The following is a 23,092-nucleotide window of genomic DNA, read 5'->3' on the forward strand; positions in this document are numbered from 1 at the left end:
AGTGCGGTTTTTTCATTAGCAGAATTTTTGCCACAACATGCAACCAATTGTTTGGATTATCTACTTTATAAGTAAGAGTACATAAAAGGAGAAAATGCAAATGGACGATGAAAAAATAGTTGCTTTATATATACAACGCTCACAGCAGGCTATTTTGGAAACAAGAAAAAAATATGGAGCATACTGTAGAGTAATAGCAAGAAGAATCTTGGCAAATTTGAGGGATGTTGAAGAATGTGAAAATGATGCCTACCTAGCTGCATGGAACACAATCCCTCCACAAATACCAAGAAAACTATCTATTTTTTAGGGAGAATCATACGAAATATTGCACTTGATAAACATAGCTATAATACAGCCCAAAAAAGAAATAATGAGTTTGAGGTCATTCTCACAGAGCTGGAAGAATGTCTAGCTTCTTCTCATACGGTAGAAACATCCTATGAAGCGGGTGAACTTGCTCAATACATTAGCCAATTTTTATATACCTTAGATGAACAATCTAGAAATATATTTATTCAGCGATATTGGTACTCCTATTCAATAAAAGATATTTCCTTACACTTTCAAATGAGTAGTAGTAAAGTAAAGTCGAATTTATTTAGGACACGTAATAAACTAAGATTTTATTTGAAAAGCGAGGGGTTATATATATGAAAAAAGAGGAGTTATATCGTGAAATTGGATTTATAGAGGAAGAATTAATTGAAGTAGCCAACTATGGAGAAAAGAAAAAAAGTTTTTCTAAAAAATGGCTCGCTGTGGTAATAGGTATGATGATCGTAAGCTCAATTTCTACTGCCACAATAGCAGCAGCTTACTATAAACATCAAAATAATGAGCTTTATATTCGTTATTTATCAACAGAGGATATGGAATTAATGTCAGCTACACAATATGATGCAGATAAATTTCTAAAAGCTCTAGATAGTGACAAAGAGGAGTATATCTATATTGCCATAAATAGACTAGTAGAGAGCTATAATGATGAAAAGTTGAGAAATAAGGCGTTAAAGGCTATTCAGCCATTTATACAAAGTGATAACGAAAAAATTGCAAATGCGGCTATTTTTGCAGTAGATATTTTATCAGGGAGCTTTGAAAGTCAGGATGTATATAAATTAGCAGATGGGAGCGTCTTCTTTACTTTATTCAATAATTATTCTGATTACGGCAGTCAAAATGTTCTTTGGCGGATAAAAGACGATGTGCTAGAGGCATATTCTAGCTTCTCCAGTCCATCAATGTATATAAAAGAAATTATCCCTTCACCTGATCATAAATTAATTGCTATTGTTACGAATTCTAATAAAAGTGAATTTGTTGAAGTCATCAATGTGGAAGAGCGAATGGTAAGCCCAGAGTTAGTAGAATCTTCAAGGGTTAAATATGGTGCTGAGCAAGGGATGGATACTTGGATTCGAACAGATCATGAAAACTATAGCTATGTGGATCATCTTAGATGGAAGGGTGATGCTACAATAGAATTTGAAGCTAGTCTCTCCTATGATGATACGGCGATTATTAAAAATGTAGTAGTAACTTATGAAGTTAGCCAAAAGAAATTAACTGTTAAAGAAATTAAATAAGAAGTAGATAAAAAACAGAAAATGTATTAAAGGTTTTCTGTTTTTTCAATAGTATTGTAGAAATAAATCAATTAAAAAGGGAGTGAACGATCAATGGCAAAATGGAAAATAGCCTTAGAAATATTCCTGAAAGAATGGCAAGATAAAGAGGAAGTTGTAGGAGCACTCGTATGTGGGAGCTATATTACTGGAAATCCATCCAAGCGCTCTGATATCGATGTCCATATTATTTTGGCGGATAATGTGGGGTGGAGGGAAAGAGGGAATCGTGTTATTGATGGTTTTTTAATTGAATACTTTGCAAATCCACCAAGTCAAATTCGTGGGTATTTCCAAGATGATTTTAAAAAAAGAAGAACCATGTCGATGGTCCAATTTAAAACAGGTAGAATTATATTTGATTATACTGGAATAGTAAAAGATTTAAAATTTGAAGCAGGGGAATGGCTAAAAGAAAAATATAACACAATGAATAAAACGGTCTTAGAATTAAAAAAATATGAATTATGGGATGCACTAGATAATTTAAAGGATTGTTATGAGCATGATAGAATGGACTTTTCCTTTACCTACCATAACTCATTAGCCAATTTATTTTTGGCATACTGTCAGTTTTTAAATCTAGAAACGATACCCTTTTATCAAATCTATGCCTATCTTGAAGATCCAATTTACCTACAAAAATATAGTAAGTCAGCATTTCCAGATGAGGACTTTAGAGAAATTTTTATGAGAGCAATGCAAGAGGACAATGCTGAAAAAATGATGGCGTTATATGAAGCAGTAGTGGAGTATGTGTTCATACAAATGGGCGGTTTTCATATAGATGGCTGGCATATAAAATCCCCAATCGATAGTTAATCTTTGGGGAAAGGAAAGTTAGTTCAAATACAAGACGAGCTTCATATTTGTATGTTATTATACAGATATAATAATAAAAAGAACCTATTTTTTATGAAAATGTCAACCATTTTTAGGCCGATTATTCCAATAAGCTTAAATAATTCAAATTTTATCTAGAACAAAAAGTCATTTTTTTGCTTGAATTATGATTGGAAAGGCTCGAAAAAAGCTGATAACTCTCATATAAATAGTTGATATTTTATTCTTGAACTAATTGTGATAAACTGCAATAAGGTAATAATTGATACAGAAATGGTGTGCTCCGAGGTTGCTCCATGGCTACAGTACTTCTAAAGCGGGAGTGCTTACATCCTTTCTGCAAATCTTAATATATAAGGAAGGTAAAAATGAGTAACAGACAAATTAAATCAGATGTTATCTTAATTGGTGCCGGAATCATGAGTGCAACTTTGGGAACATTACTCAAAGAATTAGCACCAGATTGGAAAATTACAGTGTTTGAAAAGCTTGAAAAAGCGGGCGAAGAAAGTTCTCACGAATTAAACAATGCGGGAACTGGACATGCTGCATTATGTGAGCTGAACTACACATCAGAGAAAAAAGACGGATCAATCGATATCAAAAAAGCGATTAATGTTAATGAACAGTTCCATGTTTCAAGACAGTTTTGGTCGTATCTTGTAAACAATAAGCTGATCAATAATCCACAAGACTTCATTATGCCTTTACCACATATGAGTTTAGTACAGGGGAAAGAAAATGTTGAGTTTCTAAAGAAACGTCATGAAACGATGACAAAAAATCCTTTATTTGAAGGAATGGAATTTTCTAATGACCCTGAAACTCTAAAAAAATGGATTCCACTTATCATGGAAAATCGTCCTGCAGGTGAAGACATTGCTGCAACGAAAATTGACACTGGTACAGATGTTAACTTTGGTGCTTTAACACGTATGTTAATTGATCACTTAAAAGCAAAAGATGTAGATGTTAACTACAATCATAGTGTTGAAAGTTTAAAACAAGCTAGTGATGGTACATGGGAAGTACGCGTGCACGATTTAGACGGCTGTAAAATGGAATATCATTCAGCAAAATTTGTCTTCCTTGGAGCTGGTGGAGGAAGCCTAGAATTACTACAAAAATCTGGTATTCCTGAAGGAAAACATATTGGTGGATTCCCAATTAGTGGTCTATTCTTACAATGTAATAATCCAGAAGTAGCTGAAAAGCATCATGCAAAAGTGTATGGAAAAGCAAAAGTTGGTGCTCCACCAATGTCAGTACCGCATCTTGATACACGTTATATTGATAATAAAAAATCACTACTATTTGGACCATTCGCAGGTTTTTCACCTAAGTTCTTAAAAACAGGCTCAAATATGGATTTATTTGCTTCTGTAAAACCGCATAATATCACAACTTTATTAGCTGCGGGCGTGAAAGAGATGGGCTTAACAAAGTATTTAATTCAACAGCTTATGCTTTCAAAAGAACAACGTATGGAAGAGTTACGTGAGTTCATTCCAAATGCAAAAAGTGATGATTGGGATATTATCGTAGCTGGTCAACGTGTACAAGTAATTAAAGATACAGAAGCTGGTGGTAAAGGAACACTTCAATTCGGTACAGAAGTTGTAAGTGCTTCTGATGGCTCGATTGCAGCTTTACTAGGAGCTTCACCAGGTGCATCTACGGCTGTACATGTTATGCTTGAGGTTCTTAATAAATGTTTCCCTCAACATATCAAGGAGTGGGAACCGAAAATTAAAGAAATGATTCCATCTTATGGTCTATCATTAGCAGAAAACCCTGAGCTTCTAAAAGAAATAAATGCAACAACAGATAAAGCACTTGGCTTAAAATAAAAATAAGTCATGGTAAGCGTTTAAGAAAGAGCTCTCAATCTATTCTGATTGAGAGCTCTTTTTAATTTGAATAAATTCTTTCCTGGGAAATTTTAAATCCAATTGCCTTCTTTTTAATAAAAGAACCAACAAATTTAATATAAATCTTGCCCTGTATTTTATAACACTATAGCTCTATGTACCATTGTTATATAAACGGTAGTTTTCTATACTTTGTATAAAAATAAGAAGGGAGCAAATCTATAGATGATTAAGCTACAAGGTATTGGAACATTTCCAGAACTACCAGAGCTTGCAATGTATATCTATACTGGTAATGTCAATGCTTTGCAGGCTGCGAGGGATAAAGGCTGGAATATTGAAGAAAAGATATGTTTAAGTCAGCATACATCATTAAGCCCGTTGGATTTAGCATTGATTACACAAAGATTTGATGTAGTAAAATTATTAGTTGAAGATGGGGTCAATTTAAATGTTGAAAAAAATCCTGCATTTTTAAGAGCTGTTCGATATTGTAATGAGGAAATAGTACGTTACCTTGTTGAACAAGGAGCGAAATTAGATGGCTATAATCAAGTTGGATCTGGGGCCTATTCTCAGGCTTACTTTGGCAATAAAAGAAATATCCCTCTTATTCAAGAACTTGGGCTTGATATAAAGCAGCATGGAGGTGCTGTATTGCGTCAGGCTGTGTCGAATTTCGACATGAAAACAGTCACTTTTTTACTTGATCACGGAGTAGATATTAATTACCAACAGCCTGATATGGTCTATCCCTATGGAGCAACTCCATTAACAGTTGCAGCACGAATGGGTAATATAGCTATGGTGAAATATTTGATTGAACGAGGGGCAAATCTCACTTTAGCAGAGAAAGATGGTGAGAGAGCTTATACAATTGCAGTACGTATGAAAAATAGGGAACTAGCAAATTATTTAAAGGCTCTAGAACCTATAGAACTTCATACTATTGAAAACAAAAAAGAGAGATTGAAAAAATACAAGTTACCAGATGAATTGGTTAATTTTCTGACAGGAGATCGATTGCATCTAGAGCTTGCACCAAATGATTACAACATTCACTATATCGATTTTTTCCAACTAACCGATACAATTGAGATGAAGCTAGGTCATAGAAAGCTCCTCCTTCTTTCCGCAAATATCGACAATTACTCTGATTTGCATATAGCCTGGAACCCAAAAGGAGAGGGCCAAATAGGGTGCTATGATGTGGAGCATGAGGAGTATACTAATTTATGTAGTTTTAAAGAATTTATTGCTAGACCTGAAATATACCTTATCCGTTTTCTTGAAGGAGAGCTTTAGCGATACTTATTAAATGAGCTTCCTGCTATTCAATTTAAAAGTCGATGAGAGTAAGCATATTCTATCCAGAAAATATGCTTACTTTTTATTGCTCTATATACGAATAATTGACAAACAAAAAACAATAGAACGTTTAATATATGTGGCACAAAAGAACAACAGTAGTGCGACTAACAGGGCAAAGGGGATGCTAAACATAACAGGAAGGTCTACGCCATACCAAATACCCATTTTAATTTGATCGACTCCAAATGTTCGTAGAAAGCCAGCGAGTTTTTGTGATAACGCTTCTCCTTCAGATAAAAGATCAACAAACATTTTCGATTTCTGCTGTATTTCTAGCATTTCTTTCATAATAATTTCTACATTGTCTAGGTTTTCTGCCATATAATCACGTCCGCTAAAATATTTAATAATTAAATTATATAGCAATTAAATGAATGGTACCAAGTGTAGAATTATTTTATTAAATGAATTTTTTATTGTTTTACATACTAAACCTTCTTACATGCGTTTCGCAAAGGTAGCATGATACATTCTTCTTTTATACACATAAAAATACATACTTAGAGGCCACCATAGTGTAATAAAAATAGGGTAGATCGCCCATATAACGCTTGGTGAAGAAACAACATTTACGGTAATGAAAAAGATACTAATTAGTATCGTAGCTGTAACGGAGAATGCTACAAAGGTTTTTCGTTGCGCGTGATATAAAGCTAGAGGCCACCATATCACTAAAAAGGCAGGATAGATTGCCCAAGGGTATTGAGGAGATACAATTATATTCAGTATAGTGTAATAGATGATTGTAGAAGCACACCCAATTAGTGCTGTTTTTAACGTTTTAGCCTTTTCATCTAAATACATAAGGATGGGCCACCAGATAATTGGATAAATAGCGTAGACAAACCATAAATGATTGGGTGCGTAAATATAATTTTCAATTATTAGAAACGCAATAATCAAGGCACTACAAACAATGGAGTATTGTTTATACAATTTTTTAGCCATAAAGAATAAAGTAATGGGCCAAAGTAGTAGCAATAAGCATGGATATACAAACCACATTGTTTGAGGAGATGTCGTATAATTAACAATTCCTAAAAAAACCATTGTCATCAAGCTCCCTGCTATAGAAAAGTTAATAAAGTTCCTCATGTTCATTCACCCCATTTCTTACGGGACCACACAAAGTACATTGATAAAGGCCACCAAAGTATTGCGAAAATCGGATAGATCGCCCAAATAGTGTGTGGTGTGTAATAAAGATTAATAAAAATAAAAAATGCAATGATTAAGGCACTACCCCAAATCGAGAACTCTAAGTTTAATTTGGCCATGTTTTTCTTTGCTGGCTCTTTAACACCCAATTCGTGCTTTAAGTCTTCAATATCTCCGAATTCTACGATGGCTTTATTAATGGCATCCTCTTGTTCTTTACCTTGGTCCATCAAGTAAAATACCTTTTCTTCAAGATTTTCAATGATTTCTTGTTTAACCATTTCCGTTTCGTTATTTCGAGGAATGTCTTTAAAAAGCTCATCAATATGGTTTTTTATTCTTTTCATTCTAAGCCCTCCATAAATAAATCGATTATTTCCTTTACTTCCGACCATTCTTTCACTAGCTCATTTAAATAGGCCTTACCTAATGAGGTAATACGGTAATACTTTCTTTTGCCTCCATGTGAGACATCTCCATAATAGGCTTCAATAATTTCCTTTTTTTCGAGACGTTGAAAAACAGCATACAAAGTTGCTTCCTTTATTTGAAACCGATTGTTTGTACGGAGACTTATTTCCTGAGAAATTTCGTAGCCATAACGGTCTTTTTCTGAAATTAACCGTAAAATAATCGAATCCAAATGTCCTCGGATAATATCACTGCGAACCATAAGTCACCTACTTTATTTTATTGCTCTATCTGTCAGAGTAATAATAGCAAACATTACTCTACCTGTCAAAGTAATTTATTCCCCTTTTTTTACAATGATGATGAGACCTTCCTATAAAAAAAACTCCATTCGCTAAAAAGCCCATAAGGACAATTTCTTAGCGAATGGAGTTCGTCTATTCTTTTTACATATACAATGCAGCAAGGAAAATCCCTAAAGACTCCTCGTAAATGTCATCGAACTGACTGATTGGCAAAGGATTTGTACCACTTCCTAATTCAACGGTGAAGCCTGGTCTACGCCAATCCTGAATAAACCAATCCTTATAACCAGCATAGCTTCCAGCAGATTGAATGGGCTCATAGCCACTTACTCTACTAAATTCATTTACAAGAACCTCTGATTCGGGGGGCTCTAGATTTTCAAAGCCCCAATAGATAACGCGTCCCTGTGTATGAAAGGCTAATACTCTTGAAAAATCACGTTGCTTGGTCAAATCAGCCATTGCAATGGCTTCAGGTTCTGATAATGGTCTTTCCCCACCATAATCTCTTGGCCCTGGGGTTTTTGGATTACGGGCACTTTCAAGCTCCCATTTGGCAGGGAATTGGTCATTTAAATCAATTCCATGAATGTTTGCTTTCCAGCCAGAAAAATCAGCGCTATCATTATTCCATGCAATTAGTTGATTTCTTAATGCTTCATCATTTGGTGGGCCTTGTATTACTAAATCTACTCCATCAGGATTTACCATAGGTACAATAGAAAGGAATGTTTGCTGATAAAGAGAAAATGGAGAAATTCCACGAATACTACTTTGATTGGTGAGGGCGAGCAAATAGTCATTTAAAAATGTTAGAATAATAGGTGTAGTAATCCATTCGTTCGCATGGAAGGAGCCATTATAGTGTACACGTTTTGCACCATGGCCAATTGACAGCTCAGGTAGCTCTTTCCCTAAAACGGAGTTGCCAATGTTAGAGCTATGAAGAAAAGGATATGCGTCAAGGAGCTTTCTGAGATCGTTCATCATATGGGTATACGTGTAATTTTGCTTACCTTCAACTAAACGCCATGTGATACGTTGGGGTATGCGAATCATTTGACCGATTTGTAATCGATTTGGATTGAGATCAGGATTAACAAGCAATAGGGCGACTAAGGGAAGGTTTCGGCTCTGGGCAATCTGCCAAAAAGAATCTCCTTGTTTAATTTGATAGTTGTTGGTCACAAAACCAGGTATACGGACCCGTTGTCCAACTCTTAAAAATTGGGGATTTATATTTTCATTAGAATCTAAAATGAGTTGAAGAGGAATTTTAAATACCTCACTGAATTGCCAAAGTGAATTTCCTGGCCTTACGATAATATCCACATGTTTTCTCTCCTTAATTCGAAATGGTTCAATATAAAATGTATATGAAAAATGCATAGACTTATTAATACAAAATCAGCAAAATTTCTTTATTAAGAATCTAAAAGACAATAAAATGAGTTATTTTTAGATGTATACTAGTAATAATATTAAAGTAAAAGAAAGGTAAGGGTAGGAAAACCAAATGTTAAATAGATTAAAAATGGGTATACGCTCAAAGATTACATTAGGTTATATCGTAATCATTCTTTGCTTACTTGCGACGGTTGTCATATTAAATAATCAAATTACATCTTTGCAAAAGGAAAGAAATTTTATTATTAAGTATGATTCTAATGTTCTAACTTTAACGAATGAAATTGAAAAATATATATTGGATATGGAATCGAGTCAGCGTGCTTTCATCATTACAGGTAAGCAAAGTTATCTGGAACCCTATGATAATGCAGCTGAAAATTGGAAAATAGATTTTAATGAGCTCTATCAGCAAATGGAAGGTAAACCAACTCAGCAGGACAAATTAAAGGAGATAGAGGAAACAATTGAACATTGGATTGCAACTTCAGGCGAACCAACTATTCAACTTAAAAAGGATAATAATGTAGAAGCATTAAATGATTTTTTTAGAGTAGATAATGGTCGTCAGGATATGGAGAAAATGCGCAAATTATTTGATTCATTCCGCGCCACTGAAAATGCTTATACACAGGCGAAGGTAAGACAGTTAGACAAGCAAAATAGTAGATTAACAAGTGCTTTATTTGGGATCTTAATTTTAGTTTCTACAATAGCCATTGCCATTGCAAGTGGCATATCCCGTTCCATTGTAAAAACGATAACGGAAGTAACACAAACAATTCAAGAAATAGCAGCTACTAAAGGTGATTTCAAGAGAAGAATCCACGTCAATACAAACGATGAAGTGAATGAACTTGCTAATGCAACCAATATACTCTTAGAGTCAGTCGAAAAGAGAGAATGGCTACAAAGCAATGTTGCTGAAATCGTGACAAATTATCAAGGTATTTCGGCCATTACCAAATTGGCGGAGACCTTCCTATCAGAAGTCGCACAGAAAACCCAAGCATCCCTTGGCGCATTTTATGTTCGGGAAGTAACAGAGAACCAAGTACAGTTTGTGAAAAAGGCTGCTTTTGCTGATACGGATGATTGTGTTGGTATGGAGAGTTTCAAAATAGGACAAGGGTTAATCGGTCAATGTGCATTAGAAAAGAGAGTACTATTCTATGATAATATTCCGCGAGATTATCGTTTAATCAAAACTGGATTAGGTGAAATTAAACCACAAAATATTTTATTGATTCCTGTCATTTTTGAAAATGAAGTCATAGCGGTTGTTGAAATAGCGACAATGGCTAAGTTCAGTAAGTTACAGCAAGAATTAGTGAGACAGGTCACTGAAACCTTTGGGCTAACAGTGAATAGCGTTTTAGGGCGTATGGAAATTGTTCGTCTATTGAATGAATCGAGAGCAATGACTGAGGAATTACAGGTTCAATCAGAAGAGCTTCAGACACAATCTGAGGAATTACAAATGCAGACGGAAGAGCTGACAATGATTAATGAGCAGCTTGAAGAGCGCACGAAGGAGGCAGAGTCAAAATCAAGAGAGCTAGAGAAAGCGAAGAAGGAATTAGAAGAAAGTGCAGAGCAGCTTATCCTTAACTCCAATTACAAATCCGAATTTTTAGCGAATATGTCACATGAATTAAGAACACCTTTGAATAGCATACTAATCCTATCGGAGATGCTAGCAGAAAATAGCCAGCACAACCTAACCGACGAGGAAGCAGAGTTTGCTAAGGTTATTCATTCCTCTGGAGAGGACTTACTTGCTCTAATCAATGACATATTAGATTTATCTAAAGTTGAGGCAGGGAAGCTTGATATTATTTTTAATGAAGTGAATATGAGCGAAGTACCTGTGCAAATTGAACATACCTTTGCACCAGTTGCGATGAAAAAAAACTTAGCATTCCATATTTCAAAGGCAGATCATGTAGTGGATGTATTCTATACGGATGAGAAGAGATTCCAGCAAATCTTAAAGAATTTATTATCGAATGCCTTTAAATTTACTGAGCAGGGATCTGTCACATTAGATATTAACCAGCTTGCACCACAACAACTAACAAACAATATGCAGGATATAAGTACGGATTGGTTAGAAATTACTGTTTCAGATACAGGAATAGGTATTCCAAAAGACAAACACCAGCTGATTTTTGAATCATTCCAGCAAGCAGATGGAGCTACGGTCCGAAAATATGGTGGAACAGGTCTAGGCCTTTCTATTTGTAAGGAATTTGCAAAATTACTTGGTGGCTGGATTACATTACAAAGTACTGAAGGACAAGGTAGTAGCTTTACGTTAACGCTTCCAAGCCTACCAAATGGAATTGAAGAGGAGCATTGCCAAAAGCTTGCCATGAACGAAGTGGCTGTTACGACGGTGGAAGAGGAACAAATAAAAGAGCAGCCATTAGCAATGGAAGAAGCCCTTCAACATGAGGTTGAGGTGTTTCAAGGGAAAAATATTTTAATAGTTGATGATGATAACCGTAATATTTATGCGTTGAAAACGGCATTAGAAAAAAGAGGCATGCACATTCTAGTTGCCAAAGATGGGCTAGAATGTTTAGAGGTCTTGCAGGCTAATCCAGATATCGATCTTGTTCTAATGGATATAATGATGCCTAATATGGATGGCTATGAAGCGATGACTATTATTCGTCAGCAAATGAAACGTATCGATTTGCCAATCATTGCATTGACTGCTAAAGCGATGAAAAATGATCGTGATAAATCACTGCAGGCTGGTGCATCTGATTATATTAGTAAGCCATTGAATTTAGATCAATTAATATCCGTTTTAAGAGTATGGTTGGTTTCTAAGGGGAGTTAATGAACATGGAACAATTTCAGCCTTTGGAGCAAAATATACAATTAAATAAGCAGACAAATTTAGAAATAGATTTGTTACTTGAGGCTATTTATCGTTTATCAGGCTATGATTTTCGCCAATACAATCGTTCTTCCATTTCGCGTAGAATCTACAATAGGATGGGGATAAATAACATCCCAACGATTTCACGTGTACAAGAAAAGGTCATACATGATAAAGAATTTTTAGAGCAGATATTGAATGATTTTTCGATAAATGTAACGGAGATGTTCCGTAACCCTAGTTTTTTTAAGGCTTTTCGTGAAACAGTCATTCCGGTTTTACGAGAATATCCGGAAATCCGTATTTGGCATGCAGGGTGTGCCACAGGTGAAGAAGTATATTCTATGGCCATCTTGCTTCAGGAAGAGGGGCTTATAGAGAGGTCTGTTATTTATGCCACGGATATGAACGAGCAAGTATTAGAAAAAGCTAAGAAGGGAGCCTTTCCAATTCATAAGATGCAGGCATATACAAAAAACTATATGCTTGCTGGAGGTGCCCATGCATTTTCAGAATACTATCAAACAGATTATCAATATGCTTACTTCCATCCAACATTATTGAAAAATATTATTTTTGCTCAACATAATTTAGTAACAGATCATTCATTTAATGAATTTCATGTTGTCCTATGCAGAAATGTCCTTATTTATTTTTCGCCTAAGTTGCAGAGCCAGGTACATCAATTATTTTATGAAAGTTTAAGTGACGAAGGTTTTTTATGCTTAGGGGATAAAGAAACATTACGATTTGAAGAGGTTATTTCAAAATATAGGGAAATTGCTGGTAACGAAAGAATTTACCAGAAAATATATTAACGAGTAAGAGGCTATCTTTAACTGATAGCCTCTGCTTTTTTATATAGTATTAGAACTAGCTTGAATCATTAAAACACACATATCATCAGGCTGATTTTCTTGTTTATCCTTAGGCAATAGGTTATCGATTAGGCATTGCGAATAATCCCACTTAGAGGATGTTAGCGTTTGCAAATGCTTTTCTGATTCTAGTTCACAAGGCCCCATCGCCTCTAATACACCGTCAGTAAATAACACAATTTGAATATCATGCTCATATTGAATACATTGCTTTTTCACTTTAATTTCATCAAAGAAGCCGACTGCACAGCTACCCTGATCTAATGGAATACATGTTTTTTCATCGATTAGTGCATATCCAGGAGGATGGCCAGCATTTATGTACTCGACTGTTTTTTGCTCTGTGTCAATGATTAAATAAATCGCTGTAAAGTAATAAAGATTATTCTCTTTCCCATCTTGCAATAGGGTCATATAACGGTTCAGTTCTTGAATGACAAGTTCAGGCTCGACCAATTGCTTAACCGCCTCTCTTAGAACAGAGGAGATAAACATACAGACCAGCGCTGCAGATATACCGTGACCCATCATATCCAATAATATTATGGCATAACGATGATCGTCTATTTTGTACCAGTAATACATATCCCCTGCTAAATTAGAGGATGGTAAATATGAAACTTCAATACGGATGTCCTTCTCATTTAACGGTGGGCTAAGAAGACTCCTTTGTACATGGGTAGCTAAATCAAGTTCATATTGTATTTTCTTTTCATGCTGTGTGTGCCAGTCTAATTCCGCCTTTAAACGTAAGGCAACACGCATTCTGGCAAGCAACTCTGTTTTATTAATTGGTTTAGTAATATAATCTACGCCACCAATGTCTAGGGCTTCTGCCAGTTTGTTTTTATCCTCGAGTGCTGTAACAAAAATGATTTGAATATCTTTCAATCTCTCATTTTGCTTAATGCGTTTGCAGGCCTCAATACCATCTACTTCCGGCATCATAATATCTAACAAAATTAAATCTACTGAATTTCCTGTCGGATTGGGTGCATCTAATTGTAAATAATCAAATAGCTCATAAGCAGATGAAAGAGAAACACAGTTATCATAACCTGCATTTTTTAGTATTTTCTCAATGACAAATAAATTGACTTGATTGTCATCTACTAGAAGAATGGTCATAGTACTTTCCCCTTACTCTGATTGAATTGTGCAGATTATTTTTCACATATATAAAATACTTTCAACTTTATCATTATACAAAACATCAGAGAATAAAGGTATTTTGGCGATTTGAATGTATGGTTTACTAGGTATATGAAGTAGAAGGGCGTTATATTTTAGCTTTTTTAAATCCTTGGTAGATATCAAATACATTTGCTAAAACAGCAATAACCATACTGACAAGTAGGATTTTATCAATAGTGAAGGCAACTTTAGCTGAGGTTGTTTCTGTAATAGCCGCAATATAAGGTATAGAGGCGCTGTGAATAAAATCTTGGTGTATCGCTATTAAAATAAACACAATTGTTCCTACACTTTGAAGTAGTGCATTAGTGATGGCGATAGGCATTGTCCACTGTCCTGCACGCCATTTTAATAAGGTTAAAGTTAGACTTAGGATAATACATAGTAAGACCATGGGAACAAACGATTGTAAAGTATTTTGATTAAAGATAGGCATAACAAATTTCAAGCTGCCGTTGTCATTCGTTGTATAAATACCTAAAAGACGATAGGCATTCCAGTAAACAAAAGAAAAAATAAGTATTCCTAAAAGGCTAAAAATCGTATCACTTATAGGAATGATTTTATCTTTGGGAATCTTTTTAATTTGTATTAAATCATCAGGTGACCATGGCTTGGTATCTCTCAGAAAAGGGATCGAAAGCTTTTCAGCCCCAGAACGGTCCTTAATGATAAAAATAACCGTAACCCAAAACAAAACGTGAAATAACACAGCAATAATTGCAACAATCATCCCTACAAATGCTGTAATAATGGTTGTGAGAAGTGCTTCTTCTCCAGAATAGAGAACCATCTTCTCTATTATTTGAACAATGATCGTAATAAGAATTGCCCAAGGAATAATTAGCTTGATGGTTCTTGTATATTGTTCAAAATTCTTTGGACCAATTAAAAAGTGGGGAGTATCCTGATAGCGTGCAGCAACTTCTGAAGGGCTTCCAAGCTTCCTAATTACTTCCTTCACCTCAGATTCTGTATATTGCTCTGGCAACATATCCTCAATAGTAGCCTTTAGTTCAACCTTGATTATCTCACGTTTATTTTTATGTAGCCTTTTAGTCACTTCGTGAATATATGAATCAATTAAAGTCATACATTTTCCTCCTTTAATCATTTTCAGTACTCATTAATTGGTCGTGGTAATATATGTTATTATGGGGTATAAAAATTAATATGAAAAATTCGTGAACAACATGCAACAATTTGAAAATGGAGGGGACATGATGAGGGTTGTAGAGAAATTATTAAAAGAGCAAGATTTTGTAGCCTTTGTGAATATTGTTGTAGGAGCGTATCCAGGAAGATTGAATGGAACACAAACAACAAAAGAACAGCTGAAAAAGCTCTTTATGCAAAATCAGAGCAATGATGAATCTCTTCATTATTACGGACTTTGGGAAAAGGACAAACTCATTGGTGGTATGCGACTACATGACTTTCAAATGAATCTGTTCTCTAAAATGCTACCAATTGGTGGGGTAGGACTTGTTGCAGTTGATTTATTACATAAAAAAGAGAAGGCTGCAAAAGAATTAATCCAACATTTCTTTAACATCTTTTTAGAAAAAAATATTCATTTTTTGGCCTTGTATCCGTTTAGACCAGATTTTTATAAAAAAATGGGTTTTGGCTATGGACCGAAAATCTATCAATACTTGGTAGAGCCTTCAAGCTTCCCGAAAGGACCAACCAAAAAGCACCTTAAATATTTGACAGTTGAAGATCAACAACAGCTAGTAGATTGCTACAACAGGGTAGTAGCAAAAAAACATGGGATGTTTCTTAAAACACAATCGGAACTATCTTTTATTTTTAATAATCCAGATAACTATGTGATTGCAATGGAACAGGAAGGTACAGTTCAGGGCTATATTGCCTTTTCTTTTAATAAACAAAGCGATAGTAATTTTATGCTAAATAATTTGGTCATTAAGGAGTGGATCTATGAAACTCCGGAGGCTTTGTTAGAGCTTAGTACATTTTTAAACAGTCAAGCAGATCAAGTAAACCGAATCGAATGGAATACACAAGAAGAAAATGTCCATTTCTTTTTAGAGGATGTAAGAAATGGCACAAATCATTTAATTCCAAGTGTCTATCACGCAAGTGCCGTGTCAGGAATTGGTCTAATGTACCGTATAATTAATGTGAAGGGCTTTTTTGATGAGCTACTAACACGCAATTTTAACGGTGTCACTTTGACCTTTAAATTGAATGTTATGGATTCGTTACTGGCAAAAAATAATCAGCAACTTATTGTTGAGGCTGTTAACGGTACAATTAAAATGCTAGAAAGTGATAGCTATGATGTTGAAGTAACGATAGATGTAGCTGAGCTTTCATCACTAGTAATGGGCGTAGTAACGGTCCAAGAGCTATTTATGCTGAGTCGAATACAGATTAGTGATAATCAGTATTTACAGGCTTTACAGCAATTCTTCTATGTGTTTGAAAAGCCCACATGTATATCTGCATTTTAGAATGGGCGTGAGGGCTTTTAATCTTTTTTAATGAGAATGGAAGAACGTGTTGGCCTTTCAAGTGGCGTTATATTAATAATAAAGTAGCTTATGATTAGTATTAGGATAATTAATGAATAAATTAACGTATTTAGAGGATGATCATGCTCCACAATAATTAGTCGAATCATTGCTGTGATACCTATATAGATAAAATATCGAAGTGGAAAATGGTAATCCTCCTTAAAATATTTAATGATCATTGTGATGAATTCGAAATATAAAAAGAAAATAAGAATATTGGCAAGGAATAGTTTATAATCACCATCTTCCTTAGCGAATAGTAATATTTTAAGAAATTCAATTAGCTCCTTAAATAATAAAAAGCAGAGAATCAGTGCTAATAGTACAAGGCAAACATTGAGAAAGAGCTGTAGAGATTTTGGCACAGCTTTAATGAGCTGTAAATAAGTCGTATTTTTTTGCTTCATCCAATTCCTCCAATCGGTTTTGTAAATACATCATCATATGGTCGAGTAGTAGTGTATTATGATATAAATATAACAATTTGTCGTAAATCTTTTCTTATTATTTTGTAAAGTTTTGGTATATTTTAATGAAAGAAAGTTTTCAAAATAATTTAGTGGTATGCTAAAATAGATGTGCATGAATATAAAATATAAAAGGGGTTTTTAAAATGGCAAAATCTGCAAAAACTGATGCGAAAATTACACCAGAACGTTTAGAAGAAGCGTTAAATGTTCGTGATCGACTTATTATCGAGCTACTGGTACAAGTACTTGATGAAAAGCTAGTAATTGAGCGTCCTGTATTACGTGAACGTCTAGGGAACCTTGTAGATCTTGCAGATCACGATGCAGAGCTTAAGGAAACAATCCACGCAGTAATTAACAAACTATAATGTAAAAGAGGAATGCTACGGATATGCGTAGCATTCTTTTTTATATAGTATTTTATCATGTAAAGCGTTCTACCAAGTCGTACATGCGCTCTGCCTCTGTATGAAGCTCCATAGAGGAGTGCATGATAGATGTCACCGCTGACTTTTGTTCGTCAATAGAAGCGTTAATTTGTTCGGTAGCTGCGGCAGATTGTGTAGCGACACTTGCTATTTCATTGATGGCGTTCATCACGACTATTCGATTTTCCGCCATGTCATTCATTCCTTTGTCTAAAGAAACAAGGTGCTTTGTAATGCCATGAATGGAGTCTGCTAGGAAAGTAAAGGCTCCCTTTACTTCCGTAATCGACATTGCCTGATTTTGTGACAGTTGGAGCGTGTGTATCATTTTTGAATCTGAATTAGCGGTATCGACCTCAATACGCTGTAATAGGTTTCTAACCCGATTAGTAGCTTCATTCGTATCCTCAGATAAATGACGGACTTCCTCAGCTACGACAGCAAACCCTTTGCCATGTTCACCTGCACGGGCTGCTTCAATACTTGCATTTAGCGCTAATAGATTTGTTTGTTCAGAAATGGATGTAATTGTTTGTACGACTTGATGAATTTCTTTCATTTGGCTCGTCAAACTTGAGAAAGTTGTTCTTAATTCCTCAATCACTTGCGTAAACTCACTTGAATTTTGTAGTAATACATCTACTTTTTGTCTACCGTTTTCTTGTGATTGATTAATGATATTCATATTTTCTGTAATCTCACTATATTTATCTGTAGCATTTGAGATAAGTGAGGACAGTGTTTCTACTTTACTAATGGCCATTTCTGCTTCCTCAGCTTGTACTACAGCTCCCTTAGATATATCATTGATGGCTTGATGAATTTCATCAGCAGAAGCAGTCGTCTCCTCAGTAATGGCACTCAGCATCTCTGAAGAAACGCGCATTTGGGACGCACTATCCTTTGTATTGTTGACCATTTCGTGTAAGCTATGTTTCATATTATTCACGTTACTAGCTAGTATACCTAGTTCATCTTCTGTAGTAACAGGTATGTCATCACCAGTTAGCTTGCCTTTAGCAATATCAGATGTAATGACCATAATTTTTCGTATATAGGTTGTCATTCGTCCAGAGAAGAACCAGAAGAGTGATACACCAATAATCGTTGCAAGGATGGTCATGCCTAGTGTGTAGTATAAAACGTTATTCGTACCTGCATTAAAGTCCATTTCGTATGTACCAGCTGCTATAATCCAGCCCCAATGCTTGTCCTTTTCTACATACGTTATCTTAGGCGCAACGATTTCAGGATTTGAGGGAAGGGCCCAATCATAACGTACATATCCTCCTCCAGCATTTGCTGCTTCAATCATTTCTCGTACAAAATAGCGCCCATCCTCTGTTTGTAAATCTGAAATATTTTGTCCTTCTAGGGATGGATGAGTTTCAACCATACCACTATCTTGGAAAGCATAGAAATAAAAATTATCTCCATATTTAACAGGATTATCAATGGATCTTTTGTTATCTTCAATTTTATTACCAACGATCTGTGTTCTAGCACTTTCCTGAGCTTCTTCTAGCGTTAATTTCCCATTTTGAACTTGAGTATCTAACTGTGCAATTAGTTCAAGTATGCCAAGTGTGCCATTTTTAAGACTATCTCGACCTACCTGATCGAGTTCTCCTTTCACCACAATATAATTGACTGCCCCAACTAGTCCTGTTGATAGTAGAATAACTATAATGGCAAGACTAACAAGTTTATTACGTACTGATTTCATTGGATACAACCCCCGTTCCTTCATTACTTCAATATAGTTCTATTATAATATATAGTTTTTTAATAAAATAGAAAATTCTGAAAATAAATACCGTATTTTAGAGCATTTTTTGAATAAGTAAGAGAAATAGTTCCTAAAAAAATCGCCCCAATCAAGAGTAAACAGTAACAGTCAGCTCTTAATTGGGGTGATATTGAATCTTGATTTAGTGGGTTTACACCGATTAGTATACTTTGTCTCCGTTGAAAATAGAGTTTTTCACGATTACATAATCAACATTGCGAATAGCCTCTAGCTTTGTGCCACCAGCATAAGAAATAGATGACTGTAAATCTTGTTGCATCTCGATTAACGTATCTTTGATGCTACCTTTATGTTCAACGTACATTTTCTTACCTTCGACGTTTTTACGTTCACCTTTTTGGAATTCAGAAGCAGAGCCGAAGTATTCCTTCACTGTTCTACCCTCGATTTCGATTGTTTCACCAGGTGACTCTTCATGACCAGCGAATAATGAACCGATCATTACCATTGAAGCACCAAAACGTACAGATTTAGCGATATCTCCATGTGTACGAATGCCACCATCAGCAATAATTGGTTTTGTAGCAGCCTTTGCACACCAACGTAGTGCAGCTAGTTGCCAGCCGCCAGTACCAAAACCTGTTTTGATTTTAGTAATACATACTTTACCTGGTCCAATCCCAACTTTTGTTGCATCTGCGCCAGCATTCTCAAGCTCACGCACCGCTTCAGGTGTTCCTACATTACCTGCGATAACAAAGCTTTTTGGTAAATGCTTTTTAATATGCTGAATCATACGAATAACAGCATTTGAATGACCATGTGCAATATCAATTGTAATAAAATCAGGTACCAAATTAGCAGCTGCTAATTCTTCAATAAATGTATATTCCTCTTCTTTTACACCAACGCTAATAGAAGCAATTAAGCCATTTCCTTGCATTTCTAGAATAAAGTTTCGACGAGTTTCTGGTTGGAAACGGTGCATGATGTAAAAGTAACCGTTTTCAGCAAGTTTCTTTGCAAGATTTTCATCGATAATTGTTTGCATATTTGCAGGTACTACTGGAAGTTTAAAAGTGTGACCACCTAAAGTAACAGAAGTATCACATTCTGAACGACTTTCTACAATACATTTTGCGGGAATTAGTTGAATATCCTCATAGTCAAATACGTTATCCATTATATACACTCCTAAAATACGAATATTTTTTAAGATTTAATTTAAATTGTTCGCCATTTGGTAATTTACATGATTTTTGAGTAAATGTCAAAGCTTTTGTGAAAATAAATAAAAAATTTAAAAAGAAAGGAGACAACTTACTTTGAAGATGAAATATTCTAGTTATAATTTGTGTTATGTTTTGTAATCCATGTACAATAGAATTGTTTCAAAAAATGACAAAGGAGTGTTGAAAATGGCAGTAGAGGTTTATTTGAATTTTAATGGAAATTGTCGAGAGGCAGTTGCGTTTTACGAAGACGTTTTTAATACGGACAAGGCTGAAATTATGACGTTTGGAGAGACACCACAAAATCCAGACTACCCATTACCAGAAGAAGCAAAAGATCTTGTCATGCATACACGACTTATAGTATTCGGTAGTAGAATTATGTTCTCAGATACATTTCCAGGCATGCCATTTTCCACAGGGAACAATGTCACATTAGCTGTTGTATCCGATGATGAAGAGCAAATGCGTCAAGCATTTGATAAGCTTAAAGAAGGTGGTAACGTGAGAATGGAGCTTCAAGAAACATTTTGGAGCAAATGTTATGGCTCACTTACAGATAAATTTGGCGTTGAATGGCAATTTAGCCATGAGGTAAATGAATAAAAATATAGCATGATAAAAGCACGATGATAGGGCTAAACCCAAGTATCATCGTGCTTTCTTATTTAGTAATTAAAACGATCAACATAGCCTTGTAATTCATCTGCCATATCAAGTAATGTTTTAGCAGAAGTTGCGATTTCCTGCATGGAAGATAATGTTTGTTCCGTTGAAGCGGCAACCTCTTCAGATGCAGCTGCGTTTAGCTTTGCATGGTCTGACAGTTCAATAGCAGTTGCGGATACCTCCTCAACAACGGCAGACATTTCCTGTGCTGAAGCTGATATATCCTCCATTTTTGGAGCAATTTCTCGAAGACTTCCAACGATACTTGTAAATTTCTTTTTCGTATCCTCAGATAGCTGTAATCCTTCTTGAACGTCTGCAGAAGCTTTTGTCATCGTTTGTACAGATTTAGCTGTATCTTGTTGTATGCCTGTAATCAGAGTAGAAATTTGCTCTGCTGATTGATGAGATTGCTCCGCTAATTTACGGACTTCATCGGCTACAACTGCAAAGCCTTTACCATGTTCACCAGCTCGTGCTGCTTCAATAGCAGCATTCAGAGCAAGAAGGTTTGTTTGGTCTGAAATAGCGCTAATAATTTCTATAATGGAGCCAATTTCTTTTGTACGATCAAATAGCGATTTAATCATCGTATCGGATTGAGTCACAGAATCATGAATGGATACCATTTGATTAACCGTGTGCTCAACAGATTGACTACCTTCTTCCGCTAATTGGATGGCCTGGCTGGATAGGTCTGAAACTTGTAGGGCACTATCAGCTACCTCTACAACACCCTTTGCAATCTCCTCAATAGAAACGGCATTTTGATCGATTCCTGTTGTTTGTTTTTCCGTACTAATCGCTACCTGTTGCATAGCCTCTGTCACTTGCTCAGATGCAGCGATATTTTGCTCAGCATTTGCTGAAAGACCTTGTGCTGAGGTTTGAACATGTTGTGAGCTTTGATCGACATTGCGGATCAGCCTTTTTAAGCTAACTTTCATTGAGACAAATGCTTCAGCAAGCTGTCCTATTTCATCTTTCGTATGAATATCAATATACTCTGTCAAATCACCTTCACTAATTTTCAGAGCACTTTGCTGTAGTTGTTTAATCGGGTTAACAATAGATTTAATCATTGAGAGCATAAAGATAATACCTACAATAATAGAAATACCAATAATGAGTAATGTAATAGTAAAGGTTGAGGTAGCAGCGTTAGTAGCCTCTGCAATGAACATTGTACCGATTATCTTCCAGCCTGTGATTTCATTTGTTTCAAAGCGTAAATGACGGTCACCTTCAGTAATAATACCTTCCTGTTTTTCGTAAACTTTTGAAACATATTCTTCTGTTGCCTCTGTGCCGCTTTCCTTATCCTTTTGAGCAATATATAGCTTATTATTATCTAATAGAGAGGCAAAGCCCGTTTCTCCGATACGTGTTTGATCTGTCAATGCACTTAGAAGAGAGATATTTAAATCTAAGGCAATAACTCCAGAATTATCAGGAAGAGCTTGCATGACTGTCACAACAATGTTATTTGTAGATTGTGAGATATACGGAGAAGTGATGGATACATGCCCTTTATTATCAATGGCTTCTTTATACCAAGGACGTTTCCGAGGATCATAATCACTTGCATAGTCATGGACAGGTTCATCAATGATTCGCCCATCGGCAGTCCCTATATATACTAGTTCCACTTCTGGGTGTGTATTTACATATTCCTGAAAAAGACCTTTTAATTCAGCTTTTTTATCATCTTGTAAATAAGACTGATTTATTTTCTTGGCAAAATATTCGATGTCGTGAACTTTAGGAGCAATTGTATTGGTAATATTACTATTAAGCATACGCACACTTTCCTTGGCGCTTGCTTGCTGCTCTTCTAGTATTTGATTTTTGGTACTTTTAAAGGAGGTATACCCGATTAAAAGTGCGGGAATGAGAAGTATGACTAAAAATGCAAAGATGAGTTTCTTTCTTAAACTAATTCGTTTCATATGGTATTCCTCCTTAAACGACATTATTGAAGTTTAATACAACTAACTACGTGATTGGTTTTATTACATTAGTAGTCTCCTAAGTCGTTCAA

General features: G+C 35.3%; 22 protein-coding genes. 11 read left to right on the forward strand and 11 right to left on the reverse strand.

Translation table 11 applies throughout. From position 1 onward, the window contains the following. Positions 1-100 precede the first annotated feature (100 nt). The 6 genes from V1L66_RS00435 (at position 101) to V1L66_RS00460 (ending at position 5,647) form a co-directional block, all read left to right on the forward strand. Positions 101-310: a hypothetical protein gene (locus V1L66_RS00435; RefSeq protein ID WP_312125027.1), complete on the forward strand. Its 210-nt coding sequence runs from the start codon at positions 101-103 to the stop codon at positions 308-310. Next, positions 262-657 carry a sigma-70 family RNA polymerase sigma factor gene (locus V1L66_RS00440; protein WP_312125024.1) on the forward strand — a complete coding sequence of 132 codons (396 nt, stop codon included), beginning with the start codon at positions 262-264 and terminating at the stop codon, positions 655-657. The genes V1L66_RS00435 and V1L66_RS00440 overlap by 49 nt, the downstream gene beginning before the upstream one ends. Beyond that, on the forward strand, positions 654-1,589 hold the full coding sequence (locus V1L66_RS00445) for a hypothetical protein (protein WP_333005310.1): 936 nt from the start codon (positions 654-656) through the stop codon (positions 1,587-1,589). Before V1L66_RS00440 ends, V1L66_RS00445 begins: the two co-directional genes overlap by 4 nt. Positions 1,590-1,682: 93 nt before the next feature. After that, positions 1,683-2,450 (forward strand): nucleotidyltransferase domain-containing protein, encoded by a 768-nt coding sequence (locus V1L66_RS00450; protein WP_258860008.1) that lies wholly within the window; start codon positions 1,683-1,685, stop codon positions 2,448-2,450. 389 nt (positions 2,451-2,839) lie between these two features. After that, positions 2,840-4,321, forward strand: a complete 1,482-nt coding sequence (locus tag V1L66_RS00455) for a malate:quinone oxidoreductase (protein ID WP_258860007.1) — start codon at positions 2,840-2,842, stop codon at positions 4,319-4,321. Positions 4,322-4,567: 246 nt separating this feature from the next. Next, positions 4,568-5,647 (forward strand): ankyrin repeat domain-containing protein, encoded by a 1,080-nt coding sequence (locus V1L66_RS00460; protein ID WP_312125018.1) that lies wholly within the window; start codon positions 4,568-4,570, stop codon positions 5,645-5,647. 93 nt (positions 5,648-5,740) lie between these two features. Here the strand turns inward: V1L66_RS00460 and V1L66_RS00465 are convergent, their stop codons facing one another. From V1L66_RS00465 to V1L66_RS00485, 5 genes are all read right to left on the reverse strand, one after another. Beyond that, entirely contained in the window at positions 5,741-6,034 is a 294-nt protein-coding gene (locus V1L66_RS00465; protein ID WP_333005307.1) for a hypothetical protein, read from the reverse strand. 117 nt (positions 6,035-6,151) lie between these two features. Further along, complete coding sequence (locus tag V1L66_RS00470) at positions 6,152-6,808, reverse strand: hypothetical protein (protein ID WP_333005305.1); 657 nt, start codon at positions 6,806-6,808, stop codon at positions 6,152-6,154. A gap of 2 nt (positions 6,809-6,810) precedes the next feature. After that, positions 6,811-7,218, reverse strand: a complete 408-nt coding sequence (locus tag V1L66_RS00475; protein WP_036077859.1) for a permease prefix domain 1-containing protein — start codon at positions 7,216-7,218, stop codon at positions 6,811-6,813. Continuing rightward, positions 7,215-7,544 carry a PadR family transcriptional regulator gene (locus V1L66_RS00480; protein WP_004233468.1) on the reverse strand — a complete coding sequence of 110 codons (330 nt, stop codon included), beginning with the start codon at positions 7,542-7,544 and terminating at the stop codon, positions 7,215-7,217. The genes V1L66_RS00475 and V1L66_RS00480 overlap by 4 nt, the downstream gene beginning before the upstream one ends. Positions 7,545-7,728: 184 nt before the next feature. Beyond that, on the reverse strand, positions 7,729-8,919 hold the full coding sequence (locus V1L66_RS00485; RefSeq protein ID WP_016992254.1) for a M14 family metallopeptidase: 1,191 nt from the start codon (positions 8,917-8,919) through the stop codon (positions 7,729-7,731). Positions 8,920-9,103: 184 nt separating this feature from the next. On the opposite strand from V1L66_RS00485, the gene V1L66_RS00490 reads away from it, so the two are divergent. Together V1L66_RS00490 and V1L66_RS00495 are read left to right on the forward strand one after the other, a co-directional pair. After that, positions 9,104-11,845 carry an ATP-binding protein gene (locus V1L66_RS00490; RefSeq protein WP_333005302.1) on the forward strand — a complete coding sequence of 914 codons (2,742 nt, stop codon included), beginning with the start codon at positions 9,104-9,106 and terminating at the stop codon, positions 11,843-11,845. A gap of 5 nt (positions 11,846-11,850) precedes the next feature. After that, positions 11,851-12,705 carry a protein-glutamate O-methyltransferase CheR gene (locus V1L66_RS00495; RefSeq protein ID WP_036077852.1) on the forward strand — a complete coding sequence of 285 codons (855 nt, stop codon included), beginning with the start codon at positions 11,851-11,853 and terminating at the stop codon, positions 12,703-12,705. A gap of 39 nt (positions 12,706-12,744) precedes the next feature. Here the strand turns inward: V1L66_RS00495 and V1L66_RS00500 are convergent, their stop codons facing one another. Further along, positions 12,745-13,893, reverse strand: coding sequence for a fused response regulator/phosphatase (locus V1L66_RS00500; RefSeq protein ID WP_333005299.1), 1,149 nt, complete (start codon positions 13,891-13,893; stop codon positions 12,745-12,747). 151 nt (positions 13,894-14,044) lie between these two features. Then, positions 14,045-15,052, reverse strand: a complete 1,008-nt coding sequence (locus V1L66_RS00505; RefSeq protein WP_048395465.1) for an HAAS signaling domain-containing protein — start codon at positions 15,050-15,052, stop codon at positions 14,045-14,047. Positions 15,053-15,182: 130 nt separating this feature from the next. On the opposite strand from V1L66_RS00505, the gene eis reads away from it, so the two are divergent. After that, the gene (eis, locus tag V1L66_RS00510) at positions 15,183-16,439 is read left to right on the forward strand and encodes a GNAT family N-acetyltransferase (RefSeq protein WP_333005296.1); all 1,257 of its coding nucleotides are present in this window, start codon (positions 15,183-15,185) and stop codon (positions 16,437-16,439) included. Between the two features lie 17 nt (positions 16,440-16,456). Here the strand turns inward: eis and psiE are convergent, their stop codons facing one another. Next, positions 16,457-16,909, reverse strand: a complete 453-nt coding sequence (gene psiE, locus V1L66_RS00515) for a phosphate-starvation-inducible protein PsiE (protein WP_054548510.1) — start codon at positions 16,907-16,909, stop codon at positions 16,457-16,459. A gap of 206 nt (positions 16,910-17,115) precedes the next feature. Here psiE and V1L66_RS00520 point away from each other — a divergent pair, with 206 nt between their 5' ends. Next, complete coding sequence (locus tag V1L66_RS00520; RefSeq protein ID WP_016992248.1) at positions 17,116-17,340, forward strand: hypothetical protein; 225 nt, start codon at positions 17,116-17,118, stop codon at positions 17,338-17,340. 55 nt (positions 17,341-17,395) lie between these two features. Here V1L66_RS00520 and V1L66_RS00525 read toward each other — a convergent pair whose 3' ends face one another. Further along, entirely contained in the window at positions 17,396-19,126 is a 1,731-nt protein-coding gene (locus V1L66_RS00525; protein WP_333005293.1) for a cache domain-containing protein, read from the reverse strand. A gap of 223 nt (positions 19,127-19,349) precedes the next feature. Further along, on the reverse strand, positions 19,350-20,333 hold the full coding sequence (gene guaC / locus V1L66_RS00530; RefSeq protein ID WP_004233490.1) for a GMP reductase: 984 nt from the start codon (positions 20,331-20,333) through the stop codon (positions 19,350-19,352). A gap of 235 nt (positions 20,334-20,568) precedes the next feature. On the opposite strand from guaC, the gene V1L66_RS00535 reads away from it, so the two are divergent. Then, positions 20,569-20,988 (forward strand): VOC family protein, encoded by a 420-nt coding sequence (locus V1L66_RS00535; protein WP_016992246.1) that lies wholly within the window; start codon positions 20,569-20,571, stop codon positions 20,986-20,988. A gap of 62 nt (positions 20,989-21,050) precedes the next feature. Here the strand turns inward: V1L66_RS00535 and V1L66_RS00540 are convergent, their stop codons facing one another. After that, positions 21,051-23,000 carry a methyl-accepting chemotaxis protein gene (locus V1L66_RS00540; protein WP_333005290.1) on the reverse strand — a complete coding sequence of 650 codons (1,950 nt, stop codon included), beginning with the start codon at positions 22,998-23,000 and terminating at the stop codon, positions 21,051-21,053. Between the last annotated feature and the right edge of the window lie 92 nt (positions 23,001-23,092).

This window comes from Lysinibacillus sp. IITD104 (assembly GCF_036698265.2).
GTDB classification, from domain to species: Bacteria; Bacillota; Bacilli; order Bacillales_A; family Planococcaceae; genus Lysinibacillus; species Lysinibacillus boronitolerans.